Origin of the sequence: Nostocoides sp. (assembly GCF_037045025.1) — a bacterium.
In the GTDB taxonomy this organism is placed as follows: Bacteria; Actinomycetota; Actinomycetes; order Actinomycetales; family Dermatophilaceae; genus Nostocoides_A.
Map to the genome: position 1 here is coordinate 573,131 of NZ_JBAOHM010000007.1, position 25,379 is coordinate 598,509.

At 67.9% G+C, this 25,379-nt stretch carries 24 protein-coding genes and 1 pseudogene; 9 read left to right on the forward strand and 16 right to left on the reverse strand.

The genetic code is table 11. The features are described from left to right. Positions 1 to 77: 77 nt before the first annotated feature. A complete protein-coding gene (locus V9G19_RS07380) occupies positions 78 to 797 on the forward strand; it encodes a hypothetical protein (RefSeq protein ID WP_462284821.1) in 720 nt (239 codons plus the stop codon). A gap of 80 nt (positions 798 to 877) precedes the next feature. Here the strand turns inward: V9G19_RS07380 and V9G19_RS07385 are convergent, their stop codons facing one another. From V9G19_RS07385 to V9G19_RS07405, 5 genes are read right to left on the reverse strand one after another with little or no spacing between them, the layout of a single operon-like run. Further along, positions 878 to 1,579 carry a sirohydrochlorin chelatase gene (locus tag V9G19_RS07385; RefSeq protein ID WP_462284822.1) on the reverse strand — a complete coding sequence of 234 codons (702 nt, stop codon included), beginning with the start codon at positions 1,577 to 1,579 and terminating at the stop codon, positions 878 to 880. 15 nt (positions 1,580 to 1,594) lie between these two features. Then, entirely contained in the window at positions 1,595 to 2,878 is a 1,284-nt protein-coding gene (cobA, locus tag V9G19_RS07390; RefSeq protein WP_462284823.1) for a uroporphyrinogen-III C-methyltransferase, read from the reverse strand. Beyond that, positions 2,860 to 3,390, reverse strand: coding sequence for a phosphoadenylyl-sulfate reductase (locus V9G19_RS07395; protein WP_462285046.1), 531 nt, complete (start codon positions 3,388 to 3,390; stop codon positions 2,860 to 2,862). The genes cobA and V9G19_RS07395 overlap by 19 nt, the downstream gene beginning before the upstream one ends. Beyond that, positions 3,308 to 3,583 carry a hypothetical protein gene (locus tag V9G19_RS07400; RefSeq protein WP_462284824.1) on the reverse strand — a complete coding sequence of 92 codons (276 nt, stop codon included), beginning with the start codon at positions 3,581 to 3,583 and terminating at the stop codon, positions 3,308 to 3,310. The genes V9G19_RS07395 and V9G19_RS07400 overlap by 83 nt, the downstream gene beginning before the upstream one ends. Then, positions 3,580 to 5,262 carry a nitrite/sulfite reductase gene (locus V9G19_RS07405; RefSeq protein WP_462284825.1) on the reverse strand — a complete coding sequence of 561 codons (1,683 nt, stop codon included), beginning with the start codon at positions 5,260 to 5,262 and terminating at the stop codon, positions 3,580 to 3,582. Before V9G19_RS07405 ends, V9G19_RS07400 begins: the two co-directional genes overlap by 4 nt. 116 nt (positions 5,263 to 5,378) lie before the next feature. Here V9G19_RS07405 and V9G19_RS07410 point away from each other — a divergent pair, with 116 nt between their 5' ends. Both V9G19_RS07410 and V9G19_RS07415 read left to right on the forward strand, forming a co-directional pair. Continuing rightward, the gene (locus tag V9G19_RS07410; RefSeq protein ID WP_462284826.1) at positions 5,379 to 5,768 is read left to right on the forward strand and encodes a hypothetical protein; all 390 of its coding nucleotides are present in this window, start codon (positions 5,379 to 5,381) and stop codon (positions 5,766 to 5,768) included. Between the two features lie 77 nt (positions 5,769 to 5,845). After that, positions 5,846 to 7,084, forward strand: coding sequence for a DNA polymerase domain-containing protein (locus V9G19_RS07415; RefSeq protein WP_462284827.1), 1,239 nt, complete (start codon positions 5,846 to 5,848; stop codon positions 7,082 to 7,084). A gap of 53 nt (positions 7,085 to 7,137) precedes the next feature. Here the strand turns inward: V9G19_RS07415 and V9G19_RS07420 are convergent, their stop codons facing one another. Further along, positions 7,138 to 8,430 carry an acetyl-CoA hydrolase/transferase family protein gene (locus tag V9G19_RS07420; protein WP_462284828.1) on the reverse strand — a complete coding sequence of 431 codons (1,293 nt, stop codon included), beginning with the start codon at positions 8,428 to 8,430 and terminating at the stop codon, positions 7,138 to 7,140. Positions 8,431 to 8,653: 223 nt separating this feature from the next. Here V9G19_RS07420 and V9G19_RS07425 point away from each other — a divergent pair, with 223 nt between their 5' ends. Continuing rightward, positions 8,654 to 8,881: a hypothetical protein gene (locus V9G19_RS07425; RefSeq protein ID WP_462284829.1), complete on the forward strand. Its 228-nt coding sequence runs from the start codon at positions 8,654 to 8,656 to the stop codon at positions 8,879 to 8,881. 27 nt (positions 8,882 to 8,908) lie between these two features. Here V9G19_RS07425 and V9G19_RS07430 read toward each other — a convergent pair whose 3' ends face one another. Beyond that, on the reverse strand, positions 8,909 to 10,936 hold the full coding sequence (locus V9G19_RS07430) for an MFS transporter (RefSeq protein ID WP_462284830.1): 2,028 nt from the start codon (positions 10,934 to 10,936) through the stop codon (positions 8,909 to 8,911). 216 nt (positions 10,937 to 11,152) lie between these two features. Here V9G19_RS07430 and V9G19_RS07435 point away from each other — a divergent pair, with 216 nt between their 5' ends. The 4 genes from V9G19_RS07435 to V9G19_RS07450 all read left to right on the forward strand — a co-directional run bounded on the left by V9G19_RS07435 (position 11,153) and on the right by V9G19_RS07450 (position 15,057). Further along, positions 11,153 to 12,829, forward strand: coding sequence for a GmrSD restriction endonuclease domain-containing protein (locus V9G19_RS07435; RefSeq protein ID WP_462284831.1), 1,677 nt, complete (start codon positions 11,153 to 11,155; stop codon positions 12,827 to 12,829). Between the two features lie 22 nt (positions 12,830 to 12,851). Then, complete coding sequence (locus V9G19_RS07440; protein WP_462285047.1) at positions 12,852 to 14,045, forward strand: type II toxin-antitoxin system HipA family toxin; 1,194 nt, start codon at positions 12,852 to 12,854, stop codon at positions 14,043 to 14,045. 224 nt (positions 14,046 to 14,269) lie between these two features. After that, complete coding sequence (locus tag V9G19_RS07445; protein WP_462284832.1) at positions 14,270 to 14,806, forward strand: hypothetical protein; 537 nt, start codon at positions 14,270 to 14,272, stop codon at positions 14,804 to 14,806. After that, entirely contained in the window at positions 14,803 to 15,057 is a 255-nt protein-coding gene (locus V9G19_RS07450) for an HNH endonuclease family protein (protein ID WP_462284833.1), read from the forward strand. Before V9G19_RS07445 ends, V9G19_RS07450 begins: the two co-directional genes overlap by 4 nt. Positions 15,058 to 15,161: 104 nt before the next feature. On the opposite strand, the gene V9G19_RS07455 is transcribed toward V9G19_RS07450, so the two are convergent. Beyond that, entirely contained in the window at positions 15,162 to 16,760 is a 1,599-nt protein-coding gene (locus tag V9G19_RS07455) for an ABC-F family ATP-binding cassette domain-containing protein (RefSeq protein ID WP_462284834.1), read from the reverse strand. 171 nt (positions 16,761 to 16,931) lie between these two features. Between V9G19_RS07455 and ypfJ the strand changes: the two genes are divergently transcribed. Continuing rightward, on the forward strand, positions 16,932 to 17,858 hold the full coding sequence (ypfJ, locus tag V9G19_RS07460) for a KPN_02809 family neutral zinc metallopeptidase (RefSeq protein WP_462284835.1): 927 nt from the start codon (positions 16,932 to 16,934) through the stop codon (positions 17,856 to 17,858). A 24-nt stretch (positions 17,859 to 17,882) separates the two neighbouring features. Here the strand turns inward: ypfJ and V9G19_RS07465 are convergent, their stop codons facing one another. The 8 genes and pseudogenes from V9G19_RS07465 to sufB form a co-directional block, all read right to left on the reverse strand. Continuing rightward, positions 17,883 to 18,485, reverse strand: a complete 603-nt coding sequence (locus V9G19_RS07465; RefSeq protein WP_462284836.1) for an acVLRF1 family peptidyl-tRNA hydrolase — start codon at positions 18,483 to 18,485, stop codon at positions 17,883 to 17,885. A gap of 37 nt (positions 18,486 to 18,522) precedes the next feature. After that, a complete protein-coding gene (locus tag V9G19_RS07470) occupies positions 18,523 to 18,852 on the reverse strand; it encodes a metal-sulfur cluster assembly factor (protein ID WP_462284837.1) in 330 nt (109 codons plus the stop codon). Then, the gene (sufU, locus tag V9G19_RS07475) at positions 18,845 to 19,294 is read right to left on the reverse strand and encodes a Fe-S cluster assembly sulfur transfer protein SufU (RefSeq protein ID WP_462284838.1); all 450 of its coding nucleotides are present in this window, start codon (positions 19,292 to 19,294) and stop codon (positions 18,845 to 18,847) included. Before sufU ends, V9G19_RS07470 begins: the two co-directional genes overlap by 8 nt. Further along, positions 19,294 to 20,601 (reverse strand): SufS family cysteine desulfurase, encoded by a 1,308-nt coding sequence (locus V9G19_RS07480; protein WP_462284839.1) that lies wholly within the window; start codon positions 20,599 to 20,601, stop codon positions 19,294 to 19,296. Before V9G19_RS07480 ends, sufU begins: the two co-directional genes overlap by 1 nt. After that, entirely contained in the window at positions 20,598 to 21,365 is a 768-nt protein-coding gene (gene sufC, locus V9G19_RS07485) for a Fe-S cluster assembly ATPase SufC (protein ID WP_462284840.1), read from the reverse strand. The genes V9G19_RS07480 and sufC overlap by 4 nt, the downstream gene beginning before the upstream one ends. 49 nt (positions 21,366 to 21,414) lie before the next feature. Next, positions 21,415 to 21,777: a non-heme iron oxygenase ferredoxin subunit gene (locus V9G19_RS07490; protein ID WP_462284841.1), complete on the reverse strand. Its 363-nt coding sequence runs from the start codon at positions 21,775 to 21,777 to the stop codon at positions 21,415 to 21,417. Then, positions 21,774 to 22,952 (reverse strand): Fe-S cluster assembly protein SufD, encoded by a 1,179-nt coding sequence (gene sufD, locus V9G19_RS07495; protein WP_462284842.1) that lies wholly within the window; start codon positions 22,950 to 22,952, stop codon positions 21,774 to 21,776. The genes V9G19_RS07490 and sufD overlap by 4 nt, the downstream gene beginning before the upstream one ends. A 3-nt stretch (positions 22,953 to 22,955) precedes the next feature. Then, positions 22,956 to 25,073: pseudogene (gene sufB / locus V9G19_RS07500) on the reverse strand (Fe-S cluster assembly protein SufB); the annotation flags it as partial. Positions 25,074 to 25,379 lie beyond the last annotated feature (306 nt).

Sequence of the window (25,379 nt, forward strand, 5' to 3'; positions counted from 1 at the left end):
CTCATTGGGGGACATACACCGCGCCAGGGGATTCGTACCATGAGGTCTACGGCGCTAACCGGGAAGGAGATGTCCGGATGGACGATCCACCCTGGTCGCCCGATGACCTTCGGCTTACCGATCCGGACGCCTACTCGGGCGACCGCCCCATTCGAAAGCCTTTCATCGACGGCGCTCCCCTCAGGGGAGGCACTGATTCCCACGCTGCCTTTGACTTTTCGACGCCGGCGTATCCGCCCGCATCCAGCCCTGGTTCGGAACTGCCGGCCCGTCCGTATTCGTCGTCGCCAGTCACGCCCTTCGACACTCCGGTTGCCGCCTCGACACCAGCGGGCAGCCGACCCAAGAGCGTCAAGCGGGCGCGACTGAGCTGGACGGCGCTTACGGTGGTCATCGCCGGGACCTTGCTTGGAGCCTTGTTGCTCTATCAAGCGATCGCTTCGATAAGCCTCATCTCGAAGGACCCCCTGGGCGACGGGCTGCTGTGGCTCACCGGGTGGGTGGCGATGGATATCGTCGTCACGGTGGGACTTATCTTGGGTGCGATAGCCCTGGTGCGTGGGCCGCGCCGTGGGCTGGCCGGGCTAGCGATCGCCCTCGGTGTGCTGGTCACTCCGCTGGTGTTCCTCGGGGCCGTGCAGCTTGGCGCTGACGTGGTCCAGGAGCGGGCCCGGTTGCAACTCGCACACGCGGGCGGGGCGGCCGGGACCTCGGTCGTCGTCTATGCAGACCAGCACGACATCGATCTCGGTCCCTTCCGGCCCATTCTCGAAGCGCTGCTCGATGACGGTCGATAGCCACTAGTCACCCCACAAAGTTCTCCGCTCCTTCGTCGCTCCGATACTTCGCGGGGACCCCGACCACAACCAGACAGACCCTAGCCGCCCGATGGCGATTTCCGCTGCTCTTGCGCGTCGACCCGCGCGAGCACCAGCCGAGCGATCGCTTCGGTGCGCGCCAGGACTCCCGGGACCAGCTCGATGCCGTATGCCGCGCACTGCCGCGCCATGCGGTCGCGCAGCACGCCGTCGGCGAGGACCGCACCGACCGCGGTGACATCGGCGGGCCCGGCCAGGTCGTCGATGGCCTCCTGCAGGGGCAGCCGGCCGTCGAGGGTGGCGAACGCATAGCGGCGGATCGCGGGCAGGTAGGCCGACAGCACGTCTACTACCTCTTCGATGGCGCCCGGCTGCGTCGACCCGCCGAGGAAGATGATGACATCGCCGGCATGACCGGCCACCAGTTCGCCGACGCCGACAGCAAGGAGCGGATGGGGGCCGAGTGAATCTGTCGTGATAACCCGACGCCCGCTCCGGGTAGCGAGTTCGCCCGCGGCCGTAGGGACGTCGACGCGGGCGTGGTAGGCGCGGGTCACCAGAGCCGGCACCACGACGATCGGGCCCGCGCCGCCCTTCAACGCAGCTGCGGCGTCACCGATTGTCGGCCGGTGGTGGTCGAGGGAGGCGACCCGGGGCCGCAGGTGGGGGGCGAGGGCGGCCACGCGGCATACGAGATGGTCGATGTCGCGAGCGTGGCGCGGGTCGGGCGAGCCGTGCGCGAGCACGACGACATCAGTCACCCTCGGCGCCGACGTTCAGACCAGTGCGGGCGCGGCGGGCGCGAGCGCGAGCAGCTGCTCGCGCACGCCGACGACATCGCCGACCACGACGACGGCGGGTGGGCGGACGCCGGCCGCTCGGGCCGCGGCGGGCGCATCGGCCAGGGTGGTGATCGTGGTGCGCTGCCGCTCGGTCCAGCCGGACTCGATGATCGCGACGGGCGTGTCCGGGCTGCGGCCGGCGGCGATGAGTGCCCTCGCGGTATCGGCGAGCCGCGTCGTGCCCATCAGCAGCACGAGGGTCGCGTCCGCGGCGGCGTGGCGCGCGGCGGCCAGCACCGAGTCGGGTCCGTCGTGCGCGGAGGCGACCACGAAGGACGCGGTGACCCCGCGGTGGGTCACCGGGATTCCGGCTGCGGCGGGCACGGAGACCGCGGAGGTCACGCCGGGCACAACCTCAACCGGTATGCCGTGGGCCGCGCAATGCAGCATCTCCTCGCCGCCGCGGCCGAGCACGAACGGGTCGCCGCCCTTGAGGCGCACCACGAGCGCGCCCTCCTTGGCATGCCGCACCAGGGTCTCGTTGATTTCCAATTGCGGGACCGGGTGATTGCCTGGGGTCTTGCCGACGTCAATGACCTCGACCCCTGGCGCCAACCCCGCCAACAGCGTTGTGGGTCCAAGCCGGTCGGTGACGACGACGTCGGCCTGGGCGAGCAGTTTGCGGCCGCGGACCGTGATCAGGTCCTCGGCGCCCGGGCCGCCACCGACGAGCGCGACCCGGCACTCCCTCGGCTCGGCGGGCTCCCGCAAACGGCGACTGGGCAGCTCACCGGTCTCCAGGCCCAGCACGATCGCATCGCGCAGAGCCATGGCCCGGCGCGGGTCCCCACCCGCGGTGACGGCGACCTGGATGCCGTCGGCGTCCCCCCTGCCGACGCCGACGGCGGGTGTCCACGCGGCGGACGCCGTGGCCTCATCGGCGCGGACACACCAGATCGCTTCCGCGGCAGCAGCTTCCGCGACTGCCGAGTCCACGGCGGCCACGCCGGTGGCGGTGTGCACCAACCACGCGCGCTGCGGCACCAGGGCATCCGTGGGCGCGAATTCGCGGGCATGCCAGATGATGACGCCCGCGCCGGCCAGCTCGAGGATCTCCGGAGTCACCTGCGGGGCAACGAGATCGACGACGGCGCCGGACTCGACCAGCCGGGCCACGCGCCGCTCGGCCACCGCTCCCCCACCGACGACGAGGACCCGCTTGCCGCGCAAATCGACGGTCACCGGATAGTCCGGCCGGCTCAGATGTGCAGTCCGCATTCGACCTTGTCCTGTCCCGACCACCGTCCGGCACGGGGGTCCTCGCCGGCCCCGACTGGGCGTGTGCACGGTGCGCACCCGATGGAGGCGAAGCCCAACTCCCGCAACGGGTTCATGAACACACCGTTCTCCACGGCATACCGATCCGCCTCGTCGTGACTCCACCCGACGACCGGATTGACCTTGATCATCGACCGCTTGGCGTCCCACTCGATCAGCTGCGAGTCGGCCCGGGTCGTGGCGTCAGCGCGGCGCACGCCGGTGACCCAGGCGGCATACCCCTCGAGGGCGGCGTTGAGCGGAGCGACCTTGCGCATCCGGCAGCACAGGTCGGGGTTGCGGTCGTGCAGCCGCGGGCCGAAGCGCACGTCTTGACGCTCAACGCTCTCCTTGGGATGAACCGTGCGAATCGTCAACGGCAGCATGACCTCATACGCGTCCCGCGTCCCGAGCGTCTCGGCGAAGTGATAGCCGGTGTCGAGGAAGAAGACGTCGAAACCGGGGGCCGTCAGTCCCGGCCAGGTGCAAGAGGATCTCGTCGCCCATCGAGCTGGCGATGGTCAGCGAGTCGCCATAGGTCTCGCGCGCCCAGGCAAGCACGTCGCGTCCCAGTTGCACCTTCGCTTCGTATGCCGTCGCCTGCTGCTCGCGGGCGAGGAAGTCCTCGATGTCGGCGGTCAGGCTCGCTGCGGGGATGGCGGTCATCGCAGGTCGTCCTCGTCTGCTCGGTGGGCCCAGGCCGCGAAACTCTCGGTGTCGCGGCGCTGTTCGAGATACTTCCCGGTGACCCGCTCGATGTAGTCGGGCAATTCCTCGGCAGTCACCTTCAGGGCGCGGGTCTTGCGGGCAACGCTGGGAGTGGCGCCAAGGCCGCCGCCGAGGTGGACCTGGAAGACCTCTTCCAGGTCGTCGTCCGCGGTGCGGTGCACCATGCCCTTCAGGCCGATGTCGCCGACCTGGGTGCGGGCGCAGGCGTTGGGGCAGCCGTTGACGTGAATGCCGAGGGGCGTGTCGAAGTCGGGTCGACGCCGCTCAAGCTCGACGACGACCGTGCGTGCCCGTGCCTTGGTCTCGGTCAAGGCGAGCTTGCAATACTCGATCCCGGTGCACGCCAACACATTCCGCCGGAACTCACTCGGCCGCACAATCAGGTCGTATGCCGCAAGGGCGTCCGCCACGACGTCCGCGTCGCGCTCGTCGATGTCGAGGATGAGCAGCTTCTGGTGTGGGGTGAGCCGAATCCGTTGGGAGCCAAAGCGTTCGGCGAGGTCGGCGACCGCGGTGAGGATGGCGCCGCTCACCCGACCGGCGATCGGGGATGCCCCGACCCAGACGCGGCCGTCGCGTTGCTTGTGGATGCCGACGTGGTCGCGCCGGCCACCCTCGGGCTCCGCCGGCGCGGGCCCGTCCGGGAGGCGATAGTTGAGGTAGTCGGCCTCGAGGATGTCGCGGAAGCGCTCGGGGCCGATGTCGGCCATGAGGAACTTCAACCGGGCCCGGTTGCGCAGTCGGCGATAGCCGTAGTCTCGGAAGATCCCGATGACGCCGGCCCAGACCTCGGGCACCTGCTCCAGCGTGACGAAGGCACCGAGTCGTTGGGCGAAGATGGGGTTGGTGGACAGTCCGCCGCCGACCCACAGGTCGAAGCCCGGGCCGAGCTGGGGGTGGCGCACGCCGACGAAGGAGACGTCGTTGATTTCGTGGACGACGTCGAGGGCGGGCGAGCCGGAGATCGCGGTCTTGAACTTGCGGGGAAGGTTGGAGAACTCGGGGCTGCCGATGTAGCGGCGGCGGATCTGCTCGATCGCCCACGTGCCGTCGACGATCTCGTCGGCGGCGATGCCGGCGACCGGTGAACCGAGCAGCACGCGGGGCGCGTCACCGCAGGCCTCCAGGGTGTGCAGCCCGACCGCGGCCAGGCGCTCCCAGATCTCGGGAACGTCCTCGATGCGGATCCAGTGCAGCTGGATGTTCTGCCGGTCGGTAATGTCGGCGCTGTCGCGGGCGAAGTCGGTGCTGATGGTCCCGATGGTCCGTAACTGCTCGGTGGACAGGATGCCGCCGTCACTGCGCACCCGCATCATGAAGTACTCGGCGTCCAACTCCTCGGGGGCGAGGGTCGCCGTCTGGCCGCCGTCGATGCCTTCCTTGCGCTGGGTGTAGAGGCCCAGCCACCGCATCCGCCCCCGGAGGTCCTCCCCCGGGATCGAGGCGAAGCCGTCCTTGGCGTAGACGTCGATGATGCGCTGCTGCACGTTGAGCGCGTCGTCGGCCTGCTTGAAGCGCTCGTTGGCGTTCAGTGGCGTTCGGTCGCCGTCGGCCCAGGCCCCCGTGGCGGCCGTCCGCGTGGGCCGCTTGATCGTCTCGGTCACGGGCTGCAGCATACAACATGATGTTATGCGACCGATAACGTGTCATTATGTCGGGCAGGTGGCGCCGATCACCGGCCACTAACGCCGAGTTGACCGCGAGTAGCCTGGTACGTTGCTGCTCCAAGCACGTGAGTAGCAGCGTCTACATCCGGTGGCGCAACACCAAGACCACGACGTCCATCTCCGGCGTCTCGGTGACGGCCTGCTTCCCGTTCCCCGACATGACCTGGACGGCCCAAAGCGGGAACAACGCATGCTGGACTGTGATGGCCCGGGACACCTCACAGCCGGACCAGACCCATCCCACCTCGGGCCACGTCCTATACGCCTACAAGACCACGTATACCTGCACCATAACGGCGCAGAACTCCCTGACCACGTTGCCGGCCTTCGACTTCCGGACATCCACGTGCTATCAGTCCACGCAAACCTGGCGGAGCAGTTGGGGATATCGACTCGACTACACGATTGACGGCAGCGCCTTGGTGAGTGGCCCGCTCTGGGGCCAGTTGAACTAGCGTCCCGGCCGCGCGCCACCCGGATGTGGTCCACGATGGTGGCGTGAGCGACGAGAACTCGGGGTCGGCCGGCCGGTTTGACGGCTGCCGCGCAGCGCGCGCTGGAGGCGAAGGGGTGGAGCGGGTTGGCCGACCTAGCGAGCAAGACCATTGTCGAGGTCGCAGCGGTCAAAGGCGTTGGGCCCAAGGCGATCATGGTGTTGGCGGACGCGCTGGCCGAGCGCGGCACTCCCTTCGCCGACGCGGGCCAGGGGCCGCGCGCGTGGCGGCAGGCAGCGCAGGAGGCCGGGTGGGGGCGACCGAGTTCGGCCAAGTGGGCAGGATCGGGGGCACGGCGTGGAGGCGGCAGGAAGGAGCCCGCAGGTGAGCCGATCATGCTCGACGTCGAGGGCCGGTCGGTGCGGCTGTCCAGTCCGCAGCGGGTCTATTTCCCGGAGCACGGGTGGACCAAGGAGGACGTGGCACGCTACTACGTCGCGGTCGGACCCGGCATACTGCGGGCGCTGCGGGACCGGCCGACGATGCTGCACCGTTTCCCGGACGGGCTCGACGGGCCGAAGGTCTACCAGAAGCGGCTGCCTTCCGGCGCTCCCGCCTGGGTCCCGACCGTGCGGCTCGATTTCCCGCGCTACCACCTGCACGCCGACGAACTCTGCCCCTCCTCGCTCGCCGACATCGTCTGGGCGTGCCAGATGTCGACGGTGGAGTTCCACCCGTGGAATGTGCGCGCCACCGACGTCGACCGCCCCGACGAGTGGCGGATCGATCTCGACCCGATGCCCGACGCCGGGTTCGACCGGGTGCGGCGAGTCGCCGGCGTGGCCCGGGAGGTGCTCGACGAGCTGGGGATCATCGGATTCCCGAAGACGTCCGGTGGCTCGGGGCTGCATGTGTATGTGCGAATCCGGCCCGATTGGGAGTTCGCCGAGGTCCGTCGCGCCGCCTGGGCGTTCGCGACCGAGGTGGCCACGCGGCTGCCGTTGGAGGCAACCGTCGCGTGGTGGCGCAAGGACCGCGACCCGGCACACGTCTTCATCGACTTCAACCAGAACGCGCGCGATCACACCCTCGCCGCGGCATACAGCCTGCGCGGCCTGCCGTCCGGGAGCGTCTCGGCGCCGATCCGGTGGGACGAGGTCGTCGATGTCGACCCCCGCGACCTGACCTTGGCCAGCGTTCCGGCCCGGTTCGCCGCGATCGGTGACCCGCACGAGAGAATCGATGACACGGCATACGGGCTGGAGGGGTTGTTGGACTGGGCCGATCGGTTCGAGCGCGACCGCGACACGCCGGCGCCCTCCGACGAACAACCGTAGTTCCCCCGAGGGCACACGACCAGGCCGGCAGCGCACCGTCCCGCCCGGAGCCGTCAGTAGGTGAGGTTCAGCGCCTTGGCTGCATGCGTCAGTTCGCCGCGGAAGTCCGGGTGGGCGATCGCGATGAGTTCACGGGCACGCTGGTTGAGGTTCTTGCCGCGCAGCCGGGCGACGCCGAATTCGGTGACGACAATGTCGGTGTCGTTCTTGGGAGTCGTCACATGGGTGCCCGGTGAGAGGACGGGGACGATCCGCGAAATGGTCCCGCCCTTGGCCGTCGACGGCATGACGATGAACGACTTCCCACCGCGCGAGCGGTTGGCGGCACGCACGAAGTCGGTTTGGCCGCCCGTGCCCGAATAGGGCACGCTGCCAAGCGATTCCGAGCCGCACTGGCCGATCAGATCGATCTGCAGCGACCCGTTGATCGAGTGCAGCAGGTCGTTCTGGCCGGCGAGATAAGGGTCGTTGACGAGGTCGACGGGAAGCATCAGCATCTTCGGGTTCCGGTGCAGATACTCGTACAGCCGCGTCGTGCCCATCGCGAAAGTCATCACGGTTTGGCCGGTATGCAGCGACTTGCGTTCGTTGGTCACCGCGCCGGATTCGATCAGGTCGAGCAGGCCGTTGCCGAACATCTCGGTATGCACGCCGAGGTCCTGTTTGTGGGTCAATTGCTGGACGATCGCATCCGGTATCGAGCCGTAGCCGATCTGCAGGGTGGCGCCATCCGGGATGAGTTCGGCGACATGCTGGGCGATCGCGACCTCGGTGGGACCGATCGGGTTGGGGCCAACCTCGGTCAGATCCCCGCGGCTCTCGATGATCGCGGTGACCTCGGACAAGTGCACCCGGCACAGCCCGTTGGTCTGCGGCACCCCCGGGTGGATCTCCAAAATGACGGTGCGCGCCCGCGAGATTGCCGCCATGGCATAGTCGGCGGCGAGCCCGAGATAGACGTAGTCGTTGTCATTGGGCGGGGAGCACACGCTCAGGACGATGTCAACGGGAAGCACCCCGCGTCGCAACATCTCCGGAATCATCGAGAAGTGGGTGGGGACGACGTCGCCATAACCCTCGCGCGCCCCCGGTCGCGCCGCCGACCCAAGGAAGTAGGCGCAGTGCCGGATGTTGTCCGCGGTCTCCGCGTCGAAATACTCAAACGCTTTCGTGGCCAGGATCTGCGAGATCGTGACGCCGTGGAACTCCCGGCGCCGCTTGGACAACTCCGCCAACAGCGTGGGCGGCTCCCCCGCCCCCGTCGGGACGACAATGGTCTGGCCATCCCCCACCAGGTCGATGGCCTCCCGTGCCGACATCAGTTTGTGCTCCACGAGGCTGCTCATACCCCGAAGTTAGCGATCCCCGTGCTGACACGCCACAGCCGTCACCGCAGCCCTCGGCACCGGGCCGCGCCCACGGGATTACGGTCCAGCCGGACAACGTGGGGTCTGGGTCGGCCGGCCCTCGCCCGGGTCGTCCACCGGCTGGTGGACGCCACGCCAGCCGCGTTGCCAGCAGAATGTCACGGCAGGCCGGGCACGCCGGCCCACGACGCAGGGTATTCACGTGAACACATACTCGAGAGTCGGCATGGTGCTGACCGTCATCACCGCCGTTCTCGGCCTACTCGTCGGCCTCGGCACCGTGCACTGGATGTTCGTCGCGATCGCCGGCGTTGTCTCCGGACTCTGGTGGGGGTTCGGGCGGACCGTGCTGCGCGACCAGGCCCTGGAACACGACGCCTACAAGCAGGCTCGCAACGCCGCCCGCCGCGAGGGCCGTCGAGACTCCTGACGGCGGGGATCATCCGGACTCGGCCGCTCAGCGCTGCAGGCTGTGATATCCGGGGATGCCGGTGGCCAGGTCGATGTCCATCGTCGTGGTCATGTCGGTGACGTGCACGGCTCGCGAGCGGGTGCGGCCGCTGTCCTGGTCCACGGCGGTCAGCACATACGAGCCGACCGGCGGCAGCGGCAACTCATACCGGCCCATCAGGTCGGTGTGGTCGGTCGCGACATACTCCCCGGATTGTCTGATCACCGACAGCAGCACGTTGGGCGCGGGGACGCCATTGTCCGTGACCGTGCCTAGGAGCAGCAGGCGGCGCGGTAGCTCGAGCACACCCATGTCGCCGCCGGCCAGATCGAGCAGCCCGGATTGCGGCACCCAGCCCTTGGCGGTGACCACGACGAGGTAGCGACCGGGACCGGGAAGCGCCAGGACGTAGCGGCCCTCGTTGTCCGCGCGCGACCAGTCGACGTGGCGTCCGTCCGGGTGCAGCACGGTGACCACAGCGTGTTTGCGCGGTGCCCCGTCGGCAATGACCACGCCGCGGACGAGGACCTCGTGCTCGGCGTCAACATGCTTGACCCGTTCCTTCTCCACCGGCCGCACGCCGCGGTCGGCCTCGATAACGGGCGCCTGCCGGGGCCGGATAAAGGCGGCGATGAAGGCCGCCCCGAGGGAGGCGGCCGCGCCCGCCCAAAAGACGACCTGGTATGCCGAGAAGCTTGGGACCGCCGCATCCCCATACCCGTCGAGCACCATCGCCGAGAAGACCGCCGCGACCAGCGCCGAAGCGCTGGAGGTGCCGATGGAGCGCAGGAGGGTGTTCAGCCCGTTGGCGGATGCGGTTTCGGTGATCGGCACCGAGCGCATGATCAGCGTCGGCATCGCCGCGAACGCCAGCGCGGTGCCCAGGCTCGCGACTGCGGCCGTGACGATCACTTCGGCGAGCGAACCGTGGAAGGTGCTGCGCAGGACATACCCGATGGCGATGGTGATCGAGCCGGCGATGAGGATTTCGCGCGGGCCGAACCGGCGGATCAGCCACGCCGCGACAGGCGATGCGGCGACCATGATGATCCCGCTGGGCAGCAGCGCCATCCCGGTGGCGACCACGCTCAGGCCGAAGCCGTAGCCGGTCGCCGTCGGCATCTGGACCTGCTGGACGCTGGTGAGGAAGTTGCCGAACATCGCGAACCCGACCAGCACCGAGGCGGCATTGGTCAGCAGGACGGTGCGCCGGGTGGAGGTGCGGATGTCCACCACCGGCTGCCCGACACGCAACTCCCACGGCACCCACGCGGCCAGCAGCAGCCCGGACGCGGCGAGCAGGGTCAACGTCGCCGGCGCCGTCCATCCCCAGGCCCCCGCCTTGCTCACCGGCAGCAGGAAGCAGGTGAGCGCCACGGACAACAGCAGGGCGCCGACCAAGTCGAACGAGCCGCCCGTCGCGACCGTCGATTCCGGCACGAAAGCCAGCACGGCCAGCAGCATCAGGACCGCGAACGCACCGGAGACCAGGAAGAGGACGTGCCAGTCGAAATGCTGATAGATCACCCCGGCCAGCGGTATGCCGATCGCTCCCCCGATGCCGAGCGTGGCGCTCATCAGCGCCACACCCGAGCCGACCCGTTCCCCCGGGAGATGGTCGCGCATGATGCTGATCCCCACCGGGATCAGGCAGGCGCCCAGTCCCGAGAGGGCGCGGCCGGTGATGACCACCGGCAAGGACGGGCTCAGCGCCGCGATCACCGAGCCCAGAATCACCGCGATCAGGCACACGATGAGCAGCCGGCGCTTGCCGAGCATGTCCGCCAGCCGCGAGACGATCGGCGTGCCCACGGCGGCGGCCAGCAGCACGATGGTGACCAGCCACGAGGCGTTCTCGCTAGAAGTGTCGAGAATCTCGGGGAAGTCGGGCAGCAACGGCAGCACCAGGGTCTGCTGCAGCGAGACCAGCGTCCCGCACAGCGCTAGCACCAGGATGATCCGGCCCGCCCGGTCGTCCCGCTGCGGTTCCGGCCGCGGCGGGGCGGCCGATGGCTCCGGGCGGTCGGCAGTCACCTTCGGCATTCTGCCGTGTCCCTCCGGCCGCCTGCCAGGATCGTGTAGGTCATCGGCTGCCAGGGCGACCGTTGAGCTACACGATCAGCCCGGAGCGCCGACGCCGCGGCTGTCGGTGCTATGCGAGAAGCTGAGACCCGACACACTTCTAGACCGTGACGGGAGAAAGCGTTGACGGCTATCCAGCCCGGCACCCAGCGGCCCTCCGCGCTTCATGTGGAACCCAGCGCGCGCACCTATACATTGGCCAATCTCGTAACGCTGGTCCGCGAGGGGCGAGTTCGGGTGCCCCACTTCCAGCGCAGATTGCGGTGGGGCACACCCGACGCAGTCGCGCTCATCGACAGTGTGCTGCGCGGCTTTCCGATCGGCAGTCTCCTGATGTGGAAACGCCCGGGCCCGGCGGAGCAGATCACGCTGGGCGGCCTGACCATTGCGGCGCCGAAGCTGGACGAAGCGCTCTACGTCGTGGATGGGCAGCAGCGGGTCACGACGTTCAGCAATGTCTTCGACCCGGTCGCTGGCGGGAAGCCGCCGTTCCAGCTTGTCTATGACCTGAGTGAACAGCCCTTCCGCGTGCGGGCCGCCCGCGCTCACGAGCGCGCCTCGATCCCACTGCCGACCCTGTTCGACCTTAATCTGCTGCTTCGCTGGACACGGGAAAACGCCGAGTATGTCGACCAGATCGACGAGATCAACCAGGCGACTACCCGCCTGCGCGAATTTCACGTTCCGGCCTACGAGGTCCGCTCCGACGACGACGAGGCTCTGCGCGACATCTACGACCGGATGAACAACGCCGGAAAGCGACTGAGCCGGGCGGAGGCCTTTTGGGGCCTCCACGCTCCCGACGCCGTCACCGCGCGGACCGCGACGACGTTGACCACCCTGCAAGAGCACGTGGCGACGGCATTGCATTGGGGGCACATCGATGACGACACGATCCTGCGGGTCTTCCTGGCCCGCCGCGGGCACGATGTGGCGAGGGACATCCACCAGGAGTTCGATGACGAGAGGCGGGAGCGCAACGATTTCCCTGGGGAGACCATGGAGACGGCCCACACCGAGGCGCTGGCGGCACTTGAGCGAACGGTCACCTTCCTCAAGGTCGAGGCCGGCGTCCCGCATTTCACGTTCTTGGCCTATCGCTACCTCCTGATCGTGTTGTCACGATTCTTCGCACACTTCCCAGATCCGGGACCCCGCAATGTGGAACTGCTGCGGCGGTGGTACTGGCGGGCAGCACTGGCCGGCCCCATCGTCGCCAAGGGCAGCACCACCGGGGTGCTGCGGACTTTGGCTGCCTGTATCCGACCAGGCGAGGAATCCGCATCGGTGCAAGCCTTGCTAGCCGCGACCCCGGAGACGGACCTCCACCGGCCAGACCCCACGCGCTTCCGCACCAACCACGCCTCGGGCCACATCATGTTGTGCGCCCTGTGGCAGCGGGGCCCGTTGTCTCCCGACAGTGGGGAGCCGTTTACCGACACTGACCTGGCGACGGCGCTCGACAGCGCCTCGTCTCCCGGTGCCGCCGTCCCGGAACTGTTTCCTCGGGCGAGGCTACGTCCGGAGAACTCCGCCGCTGTCGGCAACCGCCTCATCTTGCCCGGCATGCCGGTCGAGCTGGTGCGCGATCTTGCCGAGGGTGATGACCTGTTCACTCGTGACGACGCCCCCGACGTCCGCGAGTCCCATTTCCTTCCCGGGCTCAACGATTCCGGAGCCATGGTGTCTCCGGACGTCCTCGTCGAGCAGCGAACCCAGCTCATCGCCGACGATCTTGCCAACTTCTTGAGTCTCAAAGCCGGTCTGGGATTTGAATCAACCCCGCCACTAGCCGACCTCGACCTGGACGACGACGAGGACCCCTCCGACGCGTGGACCGACTGAGGTGGAACTCGCGACCCATCGCGTGACCCTTGGTGGCCGGATCGTCGGTCACCTGCGACAGCGCGGCGACCACACCTGGCTGGAATGGCAGGACGGCTACTGGGACGACCCCAACCGCCCCGTCCTCGGTTTGCGCTTCGAGGATCAACCGCGAGCTCGCGTCTCCTCGGCGCTTCGCCTCCCGCCGTGGTTCTCCAACTTGCTTCCCGAGGGCCTTCAGCGCGAATGGGTCGCCCGGGATGCGGGGGTGAAGCCGGATCGGGAAATGATGCTCCTTCGTCGCCTGGGCAACGATCTCCCTGGCGCCATCATGATCGAGGCGGTGACGGGTCCGGTGAGCCCGGACTGGGAACCCGACCAGGTGATCCCCGAACCTGCGCGCCGCCCATCGCCTCCCGGATCCGAGCACCGCTTCAGCCTCGCCGGCGTCGCCTTGAAGTTCTCGATGTTGCAGGCGGGCGACCGGCTGACCATCCCCAGCACGGATGGTGCCGGTGACTGGATCGCCAAAATGCCCGATGCCGCCCACCAGGGTCTGCCCGGCAACGAGTTCACCATGATGACCATGGCCAAGGCGGTCGACATCACGACGCCGGACGTCAAGCTCGTCAGGCGCGACGAGCTGCCAGACCTTCCCTCCGCGGCGTGGCCTGCCCGGCAGGGCACTGCCTACGCCATCAAGCGATTCGACCGCACGGACTTTGGCCGCATCCACATCGAAGACCTGGCACAGGTTCGCGGCTTCTACCCAGAGGAGAAGTATGCCGGGTCGTTTGAAACCGCTGCCGCCCTCGTCTACCGCCGCCATGACCTCTCGTCCTACCTGCAGTTCGTGCGCCGCCTCTTCTTCTCCTATGCGATCGGCAACGGCGACATGCATCTGAAGAACACATCGCTGATGTATGCCGATCCCCGGCGACCGACGATCTCACCGGCATACGACCTGGTCTGCACCGCCCCCTACCTCTCTGGCCCGGAAGATCTCGGTCTCAAGCTGGGAAGATCGCGTCGCTTCGATACCGTTTCGCCCGAGTCCTTCCGGCACTTAGCCGAGCGCGTGGGCGCCCCGAAGGGGCAGACCTTGGCCACGGTCAGGGAAACAGCCGGGCTGCTCGAAGCCGCCTGGGACTCTGCTCGCAGTGTCATGGCGCCGTTGCCCGGGCACACGGCCTACCTCGACGAGCGTCTTCTCGAGATAGCGCATCGCTTCCGCTGAACCTGAGCACCGAGGCAGCGTTGCCGAGTGCGCGGTGGGCCTGCTGATTCAACAAATGGAAGGCCGACCGCCAGCGGCTGAAGCTGCTTCCAACCCAGGCCGACCGCACCAACTATCTCGCCTGCATCGAAGCGACCCCCACATCCGGAGGCGTCGATGCCATCGGCGCGGCATACCGATTCGTCCGAGGAGCGCTGCTCTCGGCGGACGACCCGGACGACGACTTGGACATCGCCCGCATCGGAGAAGACGCCGTGCGTGCGGAGGTGGAACGGCTTGCCCGGCTCGGGACGCTCCTTCGCCTCATCCGCGAACCCTCGTCCGAATCCGACGCGGGTGTCCGCGAGCGATTGGTGCGGCTCAAGGACTGGGGAACGACAACCGTTTACCCTCTCGTGCTCCACCTTCTGGACCGACGCGCCCGCGGCGAGATCGACGGAGCCAGCGTTGCCACGAGCCTTCGCTATCTCGAAAGCTTCCTGGCCCGGCGCCTCCTGGTCGGCCGAGCCACCACGAACCTCAACCGGACGCTGCTCGGCGCCGCACCGGAGATCGACCAGGCAGCTGACCCGGCGCATGCGCTGCATCGCTATCTGTCATCCGGCCGGAAGCTCTATGCGAGCGATGCGGAAATAGCAGTCGCTCTGATGAGTGTTCCCTTCTATCTCAATGGGCGTGCGCCCCAGCGCAAGCTCGTCCTGCAACGGCTCGAAGAGTCCTATGCAAGCAAGGAGCAGGTCGATGCATCGCATCGGGGTTGACGATCGAACACGTTCTGCCCCAATCCCTGACCAGTGAGTGGCGTGCGGCACTGGTCCGGGACCTGGCACCGGGTGAGTCCGCCGAGGAGATCCATCGGGCCATCGTGCACACGCTGGGCAATCTCACGCTCACCGGATACAACTCGGAATTGAGCCTGAGGCCAAACCTCCCGATGTCCTGCTTCACCGACGACGTGGCGCGTGCGCAGCCGGAGGCGATATTGGCGTGGTTCCTCGAGATCACCAGCTGACGCGGAACTCGAAGTCATTGACCTGGGACGCGCTGGCCAGTCAGGGGACCACGTGGAACCGGCCCTGAACGACTCGGTCGACCGAGGTGTCCGCCGGGGCGGTTTCAGGCCAGCGCGATGAGGTCCAGATAGTCCGGGCCGTAGAGGTCCTCGACGCCGTCGGGGAGCAGCAGGATCCGCTCCGGTGACAAGGCGGCGACGGCGCCCTCGTCGTGGGTGACCAGGACGACGGCGCCCTGATAGGTCGACAGCGCGCCGAGGATCTCGGCCCGGGAGGCGGGGTCGAGGTTGTTGGTCGGCTCGTCCAGCAGCAGCACATTGGCCGACGAGACGACGAGCAGCGCCAGCGACAGCCGGGTCTTCTCGCCGCCGGAGAGCACGCGCGCCGGTTTGTCGACGTCGTCGCCGACGAAAAGGAAGGACCCGAGCACCTTGCGGACCTCAGTCTCGCCCAGGTCGGGCGCGGCGGATTTCATATTCTCCAGGACCGTCCGCGACAGGTCGAGGTTTTCGTGCTCCTGGGCGTAGTAGCCGATCTTCAGCCCGTGGCCCGGCTCGACCTGGCCGGTGTCGGGTTCGTCGAGCCCGGCGAGGATCCGCAACAACGTCGTCTTGCCGGCGCCGTTGAGCCCGAGGACGACGACCTTGGAGCCCCGGTCGATCGCCAGGTCTACATCGGTGAAGACCTCCGTCGAGCCGTATGACCGCGACAGCCCGGACGCGCGCAACGGTGTCCGGCCGCACGGGGAGGGTTTGGGGAAGCGCAGCTTGGCCACCCGGTCGTGCTGCCGCTCGCCTTCGACCCCGGCGAGCAGCCGCTCAGCCCGGCGGATCATGTTCTGCGCGGCGACCGCCTTGGTCGCCTTCGCCCGCATCTTCTCCGCCTGCTCCAGCAGCGCGGATGCCTTCTTCTGCGCGTTGGCGTATTCGCGCTTGCGCCGTTTCTCATCGGCCTCGCGCTGCTCGAGGTAGGCCTTCCAGCCGACGTTGTAGATGTCGATGACGGCCCGGTTGGCGTCCAGGTGGAAGACCCGGTTGACGACTACCCCGAGCAGGTCGACGTCGTGGGAGATCACCACGAGTCCGCCCGGATAGCCCTTGAGATAGTCCCGCAGCCAGACGATCGAGTCGGCGTCCAGGTGGTTGGTCGGCTCGTCCAGCAGGAGCGTCGTCGCTCCGGAGAAGAGGATCCGCGCCAACTCGATCCGGCGCCGCTGCCCGCCCGAGAGCGTCCCGATCTGCTGCTCCAACTGCTGCTCGCTCAACCCGAGCGCGGCGGCGATGGCCGCGGCCTCGGACTCCGCGGCATACCCCCCAGCGGCGGTGAACTCGGCGTCCAGGCGGGCATAGCGCCGCATCGCCTTCTCCCGTGCCTCCTCGGTGGCTGCGGCCATCGCGTGCTCGGCCTTGCGCAGGTCGCGCACGATGTGGTCGAGCCCGCGCGCGGACAGGATGCGGTCGCGGCCGGTGACGCTCAGATCCCCGGTCCGTGGGTCCTGCGGCAGATAGCCCACCGTGCCGGAGGTCGTGGCGGTGCCCGCGGCGGGCAGGCCCTCACCGGCGAGGACCTTGGACAGGGTGGTCTTGCCGGCGCCGTTGCGCCCGACCAGGCCGACCCGGTCCCCCGGGTTGATCCGGAAACTCGCCTCGTCGAGCAGCAGCCGCGAGCCCGCGCGCAACTCCAAGCCGCTGACGGCGATCATCGTGGAACTCCTCGATCGGCAGGGGGCGGCAGGCGGGCGCCCCCACCCTACGAGACCAGCGCCGACGCGCCCAATTTGTTATCAGCGCTGCGGAACAACCGGCGACGACCTGACGGTTAGGCTTAAGCGCGCAAACGTCGATGCGCCCACCTGCCGGGAAAGGCTCAACGAATGAGTTTCAACGACAACGTCCAACTCGACACCTCCTCCATCGGCTCCGGTGGCGGCGGGGGTGGCGGGCGCGGCGGCCTCGTGGTCGGCGGCGGCATCGGCGGCTTGATCATCGCCATCATCGTCATGCTGCTCGGCGGCGACCCCAGCAACATCCCCGGCAGTCAGACCCAGGACACCGGCGGCAGCGCCCAGTCGATCGACGGCACCGCGATCAAGGAGAAGTGCAAGACCGGCGCCGACGCCAACAAATACACCGAGTGCCTCATCGTCGGCACCGTGAACTCCGCCAAGGCGTTCTGGGAGGAGGAGCTGCCGCGCTACGGCAAGGAGTTCCGCGAGCCCGGGACGATCATCTACAGCGGCGCCACCCAGTCGGCGTGCGGCACCGCCTCCAACCAGGTGGGACCGTTCTATTGCCCGCTGGACGAAAAGATCTACATCGACGCCTCGTTCTTCGACATCCTGGAGCAGCAGTTCGGCTCCAGCAGCGGCAAGCTCGCCCAGGAATATGTCGTCGCCCACGAATACGGCCACCACATCCAAAACCTTCTCGGCCTGCTCGGCCGGGCCCAGCAAGACCCGCAGGGCGCCGACAGCGGCGCCGTCCGGATCGAGCTGATGGCCGACTGCTTCGGCGGGATGTGGGCCAATCACGCGTCGAGCACCAAGGACGCGAGCGGCACGCCGTTCCTCAAGCAGCTCACCGAGAACGACGTGCGCGACGCCCTCTCGGCCGCGTCGGCCGTCGGCGACGACCGCATCCAGGCCAAGACCCAAGGCAGGGTGACCCCGGAGAACTGGACCCACGGCTCATCCGAGGCCCGGCAGCGCTGGTTCATCGCCGGCATGAAGGCCAAGGACGACATCAACCAGTGCAACACGTTCAACGTCAACGACCCTGAGACAGAAACGGTCGCCGGCTAACCCGCGGTCTGCAGGCGGCTGCGCTCAGTTGACGGCGTGCTCGGAGATCGCGACCCGCACGGCGGTGCCGCGCTTGATCGCGGCCTCGAGCACGGCGCGGTTGGGGTCGCCCAGGTCATAGAGCGCGCGCCGGGGCAGGTCGCGCAGCGTGGCCAGGCGGCGATCGGAGAGCACCTGCGCCACCAGTTGGCGGTCACCGCCGACGATCACCCCGGGTCCGTATGGCGTTCGGCCCACCGGGATCTCGCCCGTCTCGTCAGTTGCCGAGGAGGCCAGGTCGATCAGGATGCGGGCCGCGTGGTCGGCCACGGCGGTCACCAGCTCGTCGGCCTGATTGTCCCGGCGCCGGGCGAAGCGCTGCTGCGACCAGCCGCCCGCGGCCGTGCGGGACTGGACATAGCGGGTGCCGACCTTGTGCAGCACCATCTTGCCGCCGCGAAGGCGAGCGACGGCATACCCACCACGGCGCACGAGGATGACCCCGAGCGGGTCGTGGTCGAAGTAGTGCAGCTGAGCCAGGGTCCCGTCGGCGCCGATCAGCTCTCGCGGGCGCGGGGCAGCGGGAATCGAACCGCCGTGCCGCTCGTGAAAGCCGGCGATCCATTGAGGCAGGCGCGTTGTCGCCACCTCGACCTCACGGGGCGAGGTGGATGCGCCGTCCGGGCTAGATGTTGAAACCAAGGGCACGCAGTTGCTCCCGGCCGTCGTCGGTGATCTTGTCCGGACCCCAAGGCGGCATCCAGACCCAATTGATGCGATGGCTCGCGACCAGACCCTCCAAGGCGCTTGCCGTCTGGTCTTCGATCACGTCGGTCAGCGGGCAGGCCGCCGACGTCAGTGTCATGTCGATGATCGCATGGTTTTGCGTGTCGACGGAAATCCCATACACCAATCCGAGATCGACGACATTGATCCCGAGTTCGGGGTCGACGACATCACGCATGGCCTCTTCGAGGTCGGCGACATTGGCCGGCATGGTGGCGGTCTCAGACATTGCTTTCCTTCCGCAGGTCGACTCCGGCCTTGGCCAGAGCATCGGTCAAGGCGAACCACGCGAGCAAGCCGCATTTAACACGGGCCGGATAACGCGCGACGCCGGCCAGGGCGACGGCATCGCCGATGACCTCCTCATCCCCCGGGTCTTGCCCCTTGGAAGTCAGCATCGAGTGCACCGCATCAAAGGTCGCCGCCGCCTGCGGCAGCGACTCGCCGGTCACCAGGTCGGCAAGCATGGAGGCGGATGCGACGGAGATCGAGCAGCCGAGACTGTCATACGAGACATCGGCGATCCGGTCTCCATCGACGTCGACGCGAAGCGTGATCTCGTCGCCGCAGGTCGGGTTGACGTGATGCACCTCGGCGTCGAACGGCTCGCGCAGCCCCGCCCGCACCGGCCGCTTCGCGTGCTCGATGATCAGTTCCTGATAGAGGTCCATCAGCGCCCGACTCCAAAGATCGCCGGGACCCGGTCGAGGGCGGTGAAGAAGGCCGCGATCTCCTCCGGGGTGTTGTATGGCGCGACGCTCGCCCGCGTTGTCGCGGCGATGCCGAACCGTCGGTGCAGCGGCCAGGCGCAGTGATGTCCAACGCGCACGGCAACCCCCTGGTCGTCGAGAATCTGCCCGACATCGTGGGCGTGCACCTCCTCGACAACGAAGGAGACCGCTCCCCCGCGGTCAACGAGATCGTCGGGTCCGATCAACCGCACCCACGGCCGCTCTCGGATGCCGTCCAGCAGCAACCCGGTCAGCGCGTGCTCGTGGGCGCTCACCCGGTCCATACCTAAGTCGGTGAGGTAGTCGCAGGCCGCGGCCAGGCCGATGGCCTGGGCGGCATTGGGCACGCCGGCCTCGAACTTCTGCGGGACCGGCGCATAGGTGGCCCGCTCCATCGTCACGGTCTCGATCATCGAGCCGCCGCTAAGGAAGACCGGCATAGCGTCCAGGATGTCCGACCGACCCCACAGCACACCGATCCCCATCGGGCCGAGCATCTTGTGGCCGGAGAAGGCCAGCAGGTCCACGCCCAGCTCGGCGACGTCGAGCGGCAGGTGTGGCACCGACTGGCAGGCGTCCAGGACGACGACCGCACCGACTGCCTTGGCCCGGTCGACGAGTTCGGGGACGGGGTTGACGGTGCCGAGGACGTTGGAGGCGTGCACGAAGGCGAGCACCTTGGTGCGCTCGGTGACGACGCCGGTCAATCCGGTCAGGTCGAGCCGTCCGGAGTCGGTGACGTCGAACCAGCGCAGGGTCGCGCCGGTGCGCCGGCACAGCTCCTGCCACGGAATCAAATTGGCGTGATGCTCCATCACGGTGACGACGATCTCGTCGCCCGGGCCGAGCCCGAACCGGGGGTCGCCGCTTCCGCCCCCGCCGCCGGTGCTCGCATTGGAGAAGGCGTAGGCAACCAGGTTGATCGCCTCGGTCGCGTTTTTGGTGAAGACGATCTCGTGCGCGGGCGCGCCGATGAATCCGCCGATCGTCGCTCGGGCGGCCTCATAGCCCTCGGTGCCCTCCTCGGACAACGCGTGCGCGCCGCGGTGCGGTGCGGCGTTCAGTCGCTCATACCAGCCGCGCTCGGCATCCAGAACGGCATACGGCTTCTGCGAGGTGGCGCCGGAGTCAAGGTAGACGAGCGGCCGGTCGTCGCGCACGCGCCGGGTCAGGATCGGGAAGTCGTCCCTGATCCGGGCGAGTTCGGCGTCGCTGAACGGTGCAGCGACGGGTGGGGACAGCGTCATACGGCACTCTCGGCGGTGGTGAGGAAGCGGTCGTAGCCCTCGTCCTCCAACCGGTCGGCCAGCTCGGGGCCACCCTCCTCGGCGATCTTGCCGTCGACGAAGACGTGGACGAAGTCGGGCTTGATGTAGCGCAGGATCCGCGTGTAGTGCGTGATCAGCAGCACGCCCATGTCGTTGGTTTCCTTGGCCCGGTTGACACCCTCGGAGACCACGCGCAGGGCGTCGACGTCGAGGCCGGAGTCGGTCTCGTCGAGCACGGCGATCCGCGGCCGGAGCAGCTCCAACTGGAGGATCTCGCTGCGCTTCTTCTCGCCGCCGGAGAAGCCCTCGTTGACGTTGCGCTCGGCGAAGGAGGGGTCCATCCGCAGGTTGCCCATGGCCGCCTTGACGTCCTTGACCCAGGTGCGCAGCTTCGGTGCCTCGCCCTCGACCGCGGTCTTGGCGGTGCGCAGGAAGTTGCTCAGCGTGACGCCGGGGATCTCGACGGGATACTGCATACCGAGGAAGAGACCGGCCCGGGCGCGCTCGTCCACCGACATCGCCAGCACGTCCTCGCCGTCGAGCGTGACGCTGCCCGCGGTGACGGTGTATTTGGGGTGTCCCGCAATCGAATAGGCGAGCGTGGACTTGCCGGAGCCGTTGGGACCCATGATCGCGTGGGTCTCGCCGGAGCGGACGGTCAGGTCCACGCCGGTGAGGATCTCCTTGGGCCCTTCCTCGGCCTCGACACTGACGTGCAGGCCGCGGATCTCGAGCGTGGTCATTGGTGCTTCCTTCTCTGTGCTCAGGCTTTGGGCTCGATCGGTGACAAACTCAGGCGGGGACGAATGCGGCGGGGACCGAGACGACGACCTGGCCGTCCTCGATCGTGACTGGATAGGTGGCGACGGGGACGGTCGCGGGCAACCCACTGGGGTCGCCGGTGCGGACGTCGAAACGGGAGCCGTGCAGCCAGCATTCGAGCTGGCAGCCATCCAATTCGCCCTCGGAGAGCGACACATTGGCGTGGGTGCAGGTGTCGTCGATCGCATAGACGTCCCCGTCCTCGGTGCGAACGATGGCGATCAGGTGGCCGTGGATGTCGGCTTGGGCCGGGCCGACCTCGGGGAGTTCGTCGAGGCGGCATACGGTCACGGGGGTGCTCGTGCCGGCGTCGGGGGTCGGGACGGTGGTCATGCGCCGGCCAACTCCTCATCGATGGCGGCCATCAGGTGGCCGATGACCTCGGGGACGCCGATCCGGCTGACCAGCGCGGCAAAGAAGCCGCGGACGACGAGCCGGCGGGCCTCGGCCTCAGGGATGCCGCGCGCCTGCAGATAGAACAGTTGCTCGTCGTCGAACCGGCCTGTCGCCGAGGCGTGTCCGGCGCCGGCGATCTCGCCGGTCTCGATCTCCAGGTTGGGGATCGAGTCGGCCCGGGCCCCGTCGGAGAGGATCAGGTTGCGGTTCAGCTCATAGGTGTCGGTGCCTTCGGCGCTGGCGCGGATGAGGACATCGCCCACCCAGACCGTGCGCGCGGTCTCGCCCTGGAGGGCGCCCTTGTATTCGACGTTCGAGCGGCAGTGCGGCGCACCGTGATCAACGAACAGCCGATGCTCCAGATGCTGGCCGGCGTCGGCGAAATACACGCCGAATCCCTCGAAGGAGCCGCCGGAGGCGGCATACGTGGCATTGGTGTTCAGGCGCACGATGCCGCCGCCGAGGGTGACCGCGATGTGCTTGACGCGGGCGTCGCGACCGACGATCACGTCGTGCTCACCGAGGTGGATCGCGTCATCGTCCCACTCCTGCAGGCTGACGACGGTCAGCTCGGCGCCGTCGCCGGCGTCGATCGTCACGACTTGGCTGTATGCCGCGCGCCCCCCATGGGTGAGGATCACCGTCGCGGTGCTGAACCGGCCGGCTCGAATCAGCACGTGGCCGTGGACCAATTGGCCGTCGGCGCCGGTGAGCGTGAGCTTGACCGGCTCGGTGAGAGCGACGTCGGCCGGGATGTCGATGACCGTCACGCCGCCGCTGTGCGCGGCCGCGACCGCTGCCGCGCGATCACCGGGAGCGGGGGCACCAGAGGCTTGCCAGTCGGCGACGCTCATCGCGCCGAGGGCCACGCCGGCGGGCAGGGACTCCTCCTGGTCCAGGCGCAGCCCGGTCGGCTCGTCGCGCAGCAGCGCGCGCAACCGGTCGACGGGCGTGAACCGCCAGTCCTCCTCGCGGCCGGTGGGCAGCGGGAAGTCGGCGACGGCATAGGACCGGGTGCGCTCGGCGCGCGAGGCATCCGGGACCATCGTCGCCGCGGTATGGCTGTGCGGCTCCAACCCGGGTCGCTGGGTCTTTTCGGCGAGCAGGCTCATTGGCTACCCGACCGCTCCTTCCATTTGCAGTTCGATCAGGCGGTTGAGCTCCAGGGCATATTCCATCGGCAGCTCGCGGGCGATCGGCTCGACGAAGCCGCGCACGATCATCGCCATCGCCTCTTCCTCGGACAGGCCCCGGGACATCAGATAGAACAACTGGTTCTCGGAGACCTTCGAGACGCTCGCCTCGTGCCCCATCTGCACGTCGTCCTCGCGGATGTCGACATAGGGGTAGGTGTCGGAGCGGCTGATCGTGTCGACGAGCAGCGCGTCGCAGACGACATTGGATTTGGAGCCGTGGGCGCCGTCGAGGACCTGGACCAGCCCCCGGTAGGACGTGCGGCCACCCCCGCGGGCGACCGACTTGGAGACGATCGAGCTGGAGGTGTTGGGGGCCGCGTGCACCATCTTGGAGCCGGCGTCCTGGTGCTGGCCTTCGCCGGCGAACGCGATCGAGAGGGTCTCGCCGCGGGCGTGCTCGCCGAGCAGATAAACGGCGGGATATTTCATCGTCACCTTGGAGCCGATATTGCCGTCGATCCATTCCATCGTCGCGCCCTGCGCGCAGGTGGAGCGCTTGGTGACCAGGTTGTAGACGTTGTTGGACCAGTTCTGAATGGTCGTATAACGCACCCGCGCGTTCTTCTTGACGATGATCTCGACGACCGCGCTGTGGAGTGAGTCGGATTTGTAGATCGGAGCAGTGCAGTTGTGCACGGCCATACCGAAGGCGAGATAGCTGTCCGGAGCCTCGACATCGAGGTTGAAGACCGGTTCGGCCACCTCGGAGTCCTCGCGACGGCGGATCGGGACGAGGTAGTAGTCGCCGGCGTCGCGAACCTGACGTGGCCCGCGCTTGCCGCCGTCGGGCACCTCGGTCCACTGGACGCGGTAGCGGTCGTGGCGCAAGACCGCGCGCCCGAGGATCTCGCCGGGCCCGCCGACGCGGTCGATGTCGACCGTCGCGAAGTGGCCGAGCCGAGCCAGAATGCCCTGGAGCTGCAACGCCCAGACGCGCGAAACGGTGTGGGCGCGGTGCCAGTTGTTGCCGCCGCGCACCGGGATATTGCCGTCTCCGGCGACATAGGTGTCGACGAGGTTGCGGAGGAAGACCGAGTCTTGCGCGAGCACGTCGACGGCGAGTTTCTTTGTGGCCGAGCCGGTTCCGGCAAGTGCCTTCATCGCGCGGTAGGCGGCCTTGGAGTAGACGAGGACACGTGCCTCGTGCTTGGTCTCGTCCAGCCGCACCGAGCCGGACGCGTCGTAGAGCACCTTGCAGAGGTCCTGGACCTCGTTGACGTAGGCGGTCTCGTCGATGTGGAAGGAGAAGACGAGCGACTCGCAGCCGTTGGTCAGCGTCGCGTGGCCCTCGGCGAGATAGTAGCCGAGCAAGCGTGCGAGTTCGGTCGGCATGGCAACGCGGGGCGGGGCCAGCTTCGGTTTCGGGTAGACCAGGAAGTCGCCCTCCTGGACGTCCTTCGCCGGCACCCAATCTGGCTGCGCAGCAAGGAGCTTTGTGGTCTCGACTTCGGGCAGCCAGCCGTTCCTGGGCAGGCGCTTGACGCGGACGTCGTCCCGCTTGACGACCAGCAGCGGGTGCTCGCTGGTCACGCTGAACGCATTGGCCGAGGAGACCGGCGTGAACCGGTGCAGCGCCCCGCGGTGATCGCGGATCTGGATGGCACTCACCCGACCGGGCTTTCCCTCATGGGTCAGAACGTGGTCGCCGACGCGGATCGTCTCGATGGGGGTGAAGCCGCCGTCCGCGGTGGCGATCAGCTCACCGGCCGGCAGGCATCCCTCGACGTAATGCACATAGGAGCCTTCGTCGGCGATGATCAGGGTCCGCTCGAACTGGCCCATGTTCTCGGTGTTGATCCGGAAGTAGGCCTGCAACGGGATATCGACGTGGACGCCCGGCGGGACGTAGATGAACGAGCCGCCGCTCCATACGGCCGTGTTGAGTGCGGCGAACTTGTTGTCCCCGGGGGGGATCACGCTGCCGAAGTACTCGCGGAAAAGGTCCTCGTGCTCGCGCAGGCCGGTGTCGGTGTCGACGAATATGACACCCTTTTCCTCCAAATCCTCTCGGATTTGATGATATACCACTTCTGATTCATATTGCGCGGCCACTCCCGCGATGAGCCGCTGCTTTTCCGCCTCGGGTATTCCCAGTTTATCATATGTATTCTTGATGTCTTCCGGAAGCTCATCCCAGGTCGTGGCCTGCTTCTCGGTGGACTTCACGAAGTACTTGATGTTCTGGAAGTCGATGCCCGACAGGTCGCTCCCCCAGCTTGGCATCGGCTTCTTGTCGAACAGTCCGAGCGCCTTCAGCCGCAGCGCGGTCATCCACGCCGGCTCGTTCTTGCGCCCCGAGATGTCCTTGACAACCTCCTCGCTCAGGCCGCGGCGGGCCGAGGC

Excerpts from the sequence above, each read along its gene's own strand:
- V9G19_RS07455 (WP_462284834.1), bottom strand. The coding sequence starts at position 16,760 with ATGATCGCCGTCAGCGGCTTGGAGTTGCGCGCGGGCTCGCGGCTGCTG.
- V9G19_RS07380 (WP_462284821.1), top strand. The coding sequence starts at position 78 with ATGGACGATCCACCCTGGTCGCCCGATGACCTTCGGCTTACCGATCCG.
- V9G19_RS07490 (WP_462284841.1), bottom strand. The coding sequence starts at position 21,777 with ATGACCACCGTCCCGACCCCCGACGCCGGCACGAGCACCCCCGTGACC.
- V9G19_RS07420 (WP_462284828.1), bottom strand. The coding sequence starts at position 8,430 with ATGAGCAGCCTCGTGGAGCACAAACTGATGTCGGCACGGGAGGCCATC.
- ypfJ (WP_462284835.1), top strand. The coding sequence starts at position 16,932 with ATGAGTTTCAACGACAACGTCCAACTCGACACCTCCTCCATCGGCTCC.
- V9G19_RS07400 (WP_462284824.1), bottom strand. The coding sequence starts at position 3,583 with ATGACCGCCATCCCCGCAGCGAGCCTGACCGCCGACATCGAGGACTTC.
- sufU (WP_462284838.1), bottom strand. The coding sequence starts at position 19,294 with ATGGACCTCTATCAGGAACTGATCATCGAGCACGCGAAGCGGCCGGTG.
- cobA (WP_462284823.1), bottom strand. The coding sequence starts at position 2,878 with ATGCGGACTGCACATCTGAGCCGGCCGGACTATCCGGTGACCGTCGAT.
- V9G19_RS07405 (WP_462284825.1), bottom strand. The coding sequence starts at position 5,262 with ATGCTGCAGCCCGTGACCGAGACGATCAAGCGGCCCACGCGGACGGCC.
- sufD (WP_462284842.1), bottom strand. The coding sequence starts at position 22,952 with ATGAGCCTGCTCGCCGAAAAGACCCAGCGACCCGGGTTGGAGCCGCAC.
- sufC (WP_462284840.1), bottom strand. The coding sequence starts at position 21,365 with ATGACCACGCTCGAGATCCGCGGCCTGCACGTCAGTGTCGAGGCCGAG.
- V9G19_RS07480 (WP_462284839.1), bottom strand. The coding sequence starts at position 20,601 with ATGACGCTGTCCCCACCCGTCGCTGCACCGTTCAGCGACGCCGAACTC.
- V9G19_RS07470 (WP_462284837.1), bottom strand. The coding sequence starts at position 18,852 with ATGTCTGAGACCGCCACCATGCCGGCCAATGTCGCCGACCTCGAAGAG.